Raw genomic sequence first — 6,546 nt, 5'->3', positions numbered from 1 at the left:
CCTTGATTAGCATAGAGATGACCGAGATTAGTTCTAGCAAAGCCTCGATCGCCATTAAATTTCAATATTTCTATATATTCGGCCAAGGGTGACTGCAATTGCAGCTGCTGTTCAGCGCTCAACTCTGGCCAGAATCCCGCCAAAGCGCCAGCAGCTTGGCTACGCACCATAAGTACCTTGTCGTTGAGTAAAGGTGCAAGCATCCGCCATCTGTCAGCTATGGGGTAGGGGGCGCTACCTTGAATAGTGGCAAACCTAAGCATGGCTTCATCATTACGGGTAGCTCTTGCAACTGCGACTACGCCGTTACGGCCGGGATACCGCTGTAAACGCTCAATGGCAGCGGCACGAATAATTGCCGGTTGGCTATTATCTTGGCCTATATAAGATAATTGGTCGCCTGCAGTAGGAAGACCAGCTCTAGTGCCAGCAAATGCACTACTAAAATGTTTCGCATCATATTGGTTCAACGATGGATACCATTTTGCAGTTTTATCCGCAGCCCATGCAATATCTTTATCTTGATGGCATTGGTTACAAGCATTTGGGGTACCAATTCTAAGTGAATTGCCTGGGTTGGGGACACTAAAGCTATGATCACGCCTTTTATCAATCTGCATATAGGTTGTTTGCGGCATATGACAATTAACGCATTGGGCACCGCTACTGTTTGATGGATGTTGATGGTGTTCGCTGGTGTCGAATTTTTCAGGGCTGTGGCATTGACTACAAAGTGCATTTTCGGGTAGCACTAACTTCGTCGAGTGAGGGTTATGGCAATTACTACAAACTACACCATTATGGTGCATTTTTGATTGTAGGAAGGAGCCATAAACATAGTCTTCGTCGTACACTTGGCCATCATCATAATAGCGATCTTGGCTGATTAGGTTTAACTGGTAGCGATCTCCAAAATCACTATCAACTAGTGGATTTGTATCGCTTATTTGTAAACGACGGCTATGACATTGTGCACAAGTCTGCAATTGGTTGCTGTGCGTTTTGTTGACGGGTGTTGCAGTATCGCTACTGTTAGTTGTTTCTTGCCCTTTCGTTTGCCAAGTCCATGTCGAGACCGGCTTAGTTAAGTCTCTGTTGAAACCTTTTTTCGCCTCTTTTTTATTACTGCTAGTGTCTTTATTTGCTGCCCAGGATAGGTGCTTACTCGCCGCACCATGGCAGGCTTCGCAGCCGACATTGATTTCTGAAAATGTAGTATTGAAACGATTTTTTTCAAAATCATAGTTCTTTTTGACATTGGTTGAGTGGCAATCTGCGCACATAAAGTTCCAATTTTGACCGACATTTTGCCAGAAAAAATCATCATGCTTAGCACTGTTGTCAGGATAGAGGTGGAACCATTTTTGACCCCCTTCACTGCTAGGGCGGTTGTCCCAGGCAAACGGGATTAGCTGGACTCGTCCATCTTCAAATTCGACCATGTATTGCTGCAATGGATCGATACCAAAGGTGTAGCTTATTTTAAAATCATTAAACTGACCGCTGCTATCTTCGATGTTTACCCAGTATTCATCACCTTTACGAAAAAAACGGTTTTGTTTACCCAAGTAACTCAAGCTTGTATCAAAGTCAGCAGCAACTGATGATGTTGTCGCATGTTTCATTGCCATATCGTGATTAGAACCAGTCCATTGTTCAAATTCTGCTTGATGGCATTGCTGACATGCAAAAGAGCCAACAAATTCAGTAGCTACCGTTGGCGGAGTTGCCAATAGTCCTGTTAGTAAGAGGCCTATTAAGCAGCTTTGGTGCTGCCATTGAGTGACTACTAATTTTTGTAAGCGTTTAATAATAATGTCCCTTTTAAATATTTCCGTTTCTAAATGTAGCTTTTAGACCAACCCATGAGAAAGTGCATATTGGATAAGCTCTGCACTAGATTTAGCATCTATTAGCTTCATGATTGAGTACTTGTGAAATTCAACAGTTCGTGGAGAGATAAACAGTTCATCAGCGACCTGTTTTGCTGACTTTCCTTGTGCTAATAATCGCAATACACTCAGTTGCCTTGCTGAAAGACTCGGCGCTGTATCTTCCACTTGCACTGACTTAGATAAGTATTGGTTTCCTGCTAATACACTATTAACTGCATCAACTAGATCATCAGTTGCTTCATGCTTTAGCACATAGCCTAATGCGCCGGCTGCGATGGCGCCTTCGGCATACTCTTGTTCGTCATGCATGGTAAGGCAGATAACGCGTAGATCTTTTTTGATCCGCTTCAATGCTGCTACAGCTGCGATACCTGTCATTCCTGGCATGCTTATATCAGTGATAACTAGTTCAGGATCATGTTGCTTAACAAGCTCAATCAACTCTTCGCCATCTTTAGCAATCGCCAATATCTCATGCTCTGCTTTTAATAGACCGGCAATCCCTTGAGCAACAATCAAATGGTCGTCTGCGATAATTATTCTACTCATAGTGTTCCTCTATTGCTGGAATGGTAATGTTGACTTCAAAGCCACCTTCATCAGGACTGACAAATTCAGCATCGCCATGTAATAGTTGTGCGCGCTCTCTAATGCTTACTAAACCTATACTCCCTTTGCTCTTTTCAAGCGTGTCACAGCATCCAATCCCATCGTCTAATATTTGCAGTTTGAGTTGATTATTGGTTATCTCAATTGACACAAAGACCGCTGAAGCGTGAGAGTGCTTAATGACATTATTCAATGACTCTTGCAAAATTCGATAAAGGTTCAGTGATACCTCTTTTTTGAGTGGGGGGATCTCACCAAACATAGTTTGTAACTCTAATGCTTTAACCCCTGCAATACGTCTAGCTTCAGACTTTAACGCAGCAATCAGCCCAAGATCTTCTAGCATTGCAGGGTGTAATGACCGCGACAACGCCTGCATATCTTTAGCTATTTGCTGAATATTAATATGCAGCTCTTTAGCTTCGGGTTTCACACTCTCTCGTACGATGCCAAATACGTTATTTGCTTTAATGGTTAACAGTGCCAACCGTTGGGAGAAATTGTCATGTAATTCGCGAGATAGAATGCGGCGTTCGGTTTCTTGGTTTTCCATTAAATGTCGGGAAAGTGACTCGAGTTCCTTATTCTGGTTTTGTAACGATAACCAAAAATGATAACGCTCGTAGGAAGCCGCTAACACTTGTCCAAGTGTTTTTATACGCTCTAGTAGTACAGGGCACCAATCATCATGTTCTTTATATCTACTGCAGGCGATAGCGCCCCATATTCGATCTTTCACTTTAATAGGGATCACCGCATGAGCTATGACGCCTTGCATATTGACCAGGCTTACCTCGTGTTCGGTAAACAACTCATCGATGGGACCAGAATGAAGAATCATCTCACCCAGTGATATCTTGTCTAAATAAGGACTGCTAAAGCCTTCGCTAACGATTGTGGTCGGCTTGTACTTTGGGGCTGCGACAGAATATGCGCCTTGAAATTGTTTATCTTTGGTGATTCTTAGCAATGACATACGCTGGACGTTCGCGAGAGGCAAGTACTGCGTAAGGCCTGAGCAAATAACCTCTGGAATATTAGCAGTCTCTTCTTCCAATAAACGATTGGATATATCAGCGAAAAAATGCTCTGCAGTTGAGATTGGTTCTACACCCATGCGTTGTGCCTTGTTAATCATCGTAAACGAATTATGTCGATTGCTTATAAATAACGTTTTTCAATGACTTTCGCTACTAAAACATAACATTGGGGCAAATAACAGGGGTTATTACTAGCTTTCGAATTTGATTTTATGTCCATGAAGTTACGTTGAGTTGATGTTACTCCCAAATTATCAAAACAATATAACGATTGTAGGTGGAACAAGTATTTCTTCGAGGTTTTTTTTATGAGGTTTAGACGTTTAATGTCGGCATCGTTTTAGTGTCACCGTTTTATAAAAAATGATTTTTATAAACAGTAAATAAAAAGATCTAATCAAGGGGAATGAAATGTCCAAACAACTTTCTAAAGTCGCATTAGGTGTAGGGCTGCTCGCAACAGCCTCTTCTGCTATGGCTGCTACCGATCCTGAGCGTCCAAATATTTTAGTTATCTGGGGTGATGATATTGGTTATTACAATATCAGTGCTTACAACCAGGGGATGATGGGCTACCAAACACCTAACCTAGACCGTATTGCTAATGAAGGTGCACTGTTTACCGATCATTACGCTCAGCAGAGCTGTACTGCAGGGCGAGCATCATTTATTACCGGAGAGCATCCTTTCCGTACTGGTTTATTGACAATTGGAATGCCAGGTTCAGACAGTGGCATTCCCGATTGGGCACCTACAATTGCAGACTTGCTAAAAGATAAAGGCTACACAACCGGTCAATTTGGCAAAAACCACTTGGGTGATCAGGACAAGCATCTGCCAACTGCACATGGTTTTGATGAGTTCTTTGGCAACTTATATCACTTAAATGCAGAAGAAGAGCCAGAAACATACTATTACCCAAAAGATCCTGAGTTTAAAAAGAAGTATGGTCCACGAGGAGTTATACATTCCTATGCTGACGGACGTATTGAAGATACTGGTCCTATGACGCGTAAGCGCATGGAAACTGCTGATGAAGAGTTTGTCGGTGCATCAATTAAATTCATGACAAAAGCCGTGAAGGCTGAAAAGCCATTTTTCGCTTGGGTAAATGCATCAAGAATGCACGTACACACGCGTTTGCAAGAGAAGTACGATGGTATTACAGGTATTGGATTGTACCCAGACGGTATGGTAGAGCATGACGATCATGTCGGTTTACTACTTGATACCTTAGATGATTTGAAAATAGCTGATAATACAATTGTGGTTTATTCAACCGATAACGGTGCAGAGAAATTCACTTGGCCTGACGGCGGTACTTCACCATTTCATGGCGAAAAGGGCACGACATTTGAAGGTGGAATGCGTGTTCCACAACTTGTTCGCTGGCCTGGTGTGATTGAGCCTGGTACTAAGATTAATGCCATGATGTCTCACGAAGATTGGATGCCAACGCTGCTTGCTGCAACAGGTGAAGATAATTTAGTTGAAGATCTTAAGAAAGGAAGAAACTTTAATGGTAAAGATTGGCGTGTACATTTAGATGGCAGCAACTTCCTACCTTTCTTCAAAGGTGAAGTTGAAAAGGGTCCTCGTACGAGTAAAATTTACTTTAGTGCAAATGGCGAGTTAAATGCTGTGCGTTGGAATGACTGGAAAGCTTCGTTTGCGATGATGGATGGTGATATGCAATCAGCAGTTCGTAACGTACCTGCATGGGCATCTTTGACTAATCTGCGTGCTGATCCATTCGAGGTGGCTGCTAAAGAATCTGGCATGTATGTACGCTGGATGATTGATAACATGTGGTTGTTTGTACCTATGTCACAAGAAGTTGGAAAGTTCCTTAATACCATTGAAGATTATCCGTTCCAACCAGGTTCAGGCTTTAGTGCAGCAGGGATTAACTACAATACTCTCAAATTACAAAAAGTGCTTAAGCAGGTTGAAGCACAGCAGTAATTGATAACGTCACTCACGTTTACTCACTAAAGCTCCGATTGGTGTCTTACCGTTAGGAGCTTTAGTTTTCTCGCCTATTTTCCCCACTCCATCAGAGGCTGTTATGAACAAAATAATGTTACTCGTTTCCCTGTTCCTGCTACAAGGCTGTGCTTTGAATTCAAATATCGATAATGAGCTTAAGGATAAGTTGCTAAGCGGGATGGTACTGGTAAAGGGAGGTAGCTTTGAGATGGGCGGAACATGTGTAGAACAACCTAAATGTGTACATCCCAGACGAACTGTGACACTTGATGATTTTTATATCGGTAAATTTGAAGTGACACAAGGGCTATTTGATTCGGTATTAGGCAGCAGTAATTCGTACTTTCAAGGGGAAAATTATCCAGTCAATAATTTGAGCTGGCAACAAGCAAAGTATTTTATAACAAAGCTTAACTTAAAGACGGGCCTTGAATTTAGACTACCGACTGAAGCTGAATGGGAATTTGCTGCAAAAGGCGGTATTCACAGTGAAAATTATACATATAGTGGTTCAAATATTCTTGAAGATGTCGGCTGGTTTGTTAAAAATTCGAATAATCAAGCGCATCCAGTGGGCTTAAAGCAAGCTAATGAGCTTGGAATCTATGATATGACGGGCAACGTAGGTGAGATGACCGAAGATGCCTACGATGCCGAATACTACCAATATGGGCCTAAACTCAATCCAGTTAACGCATTAGATTCAAAACACCACCTAGCATACAAGTCTGTAAGGGGCGGAAGTTTTGCCTATGATAGCAATGAGTCAGAAAATTTTAGGCGAGACTCTGCCAGCCAAAGTGCAGTGATGCCCGATATAGGATTACGGCTGGTTCTTTCTAAATAATACCGCTATATAAAATTGATTTAACGCCGCTTATTAACGGCATTTTTGTTTGATTTAACGGCATGATTTTAAGAATTAATAGGTAAAACTAGCAATTTTTCGAGTCTTATTTGTTGCCATTAATGATGATAATTGGCCTAACAAAATGACTTTCTTCTATTCGAGA

At 41.8% G+C, this 6,546-nt stretch carries 5 protein-coding genes; 2 read left to right on the top strand and 3 right to left on the bottom strand.

The features are described 5' to 3' along the window. The 3 genes from AB4238_RS15985 to AB4238_RS15975 form a co-directional block, all read right to left on the bottom strand. A partial coding sequence (locus AB4238_RS15985) for a multiheme c-type cytochrome (protein ID WP_372034323.1) occupies positions 1-1,733 on the bottom strand: 1,733 nt, incomplete at its 3' end. Positions 1,734-1,853: 120 nt separating this feature from the next. Further along, positions 1,854-2,444, bottom strand: coding sequence for a response regulator (locus tag AB4238_RS15980; RefSeq protein WP_372034322.1), 591 nt, complete (start codon positions 2,442-2,444; stop codon positions 1,854-1,856). Then, positions 2,437-3,621, bottom strand: coding sequence for a GAF domain-containing sensor histidine kinase (locus AB4238_RS15975; RefSeq protein WP_372034321.1), 1,185 nt, complete (start codon positions 3,619-3,621; stop codon positions 2,437-2,439). Before AB4238_RS15975 ends, AB4238_RS15980 begins: the two co-directional genes overlap by 8 nt. A 334-nt stretch (positions 3,622-3,955) precedes the next feature. On the opposite strand from AB4238_RS15975, the gene AB4238_RS15970 reads away from it, so the two are divergent. After that, positions 3,956-5,509, top strand: a complete 1,554-nt coding sequence (locus tag AB4238_RS15970; protein ID WP_372034320.1) for an arylsulfatase — start codon at positions 3,956-3,958, stop codon at positions 5,507-5,509. 103 nt (positions 5,510-5,612) lie between these two features. Beyond that, on the top strand, positions 5,613-6,380 hold the full coding sequence (locus AB4238_RS15965) for a formylglycine-generating enzyme family protein (RefSeq protein ID WP_372034319.1): 768 nt from the start codon (positions 5,613-5,615) through the stop codon (positions 6,378-6,380). The last annotated feature ends 166 nt before the right edge of the window (positions 6,381-6,546 follow it).

The sequence above is a fragment of the Shewanella sp. 10N.286.45.A1 genome (genome assembly GCF_041470405.1).
Classification (GTDB): Bacteria; Pseudomonadota; Gammaproteobacteria; order Enterobacterales; family Shewanellaceae; genus Shewanella.
This window is presented reverse-complemented; position numbering and strand designations above follow the sequence as displayed.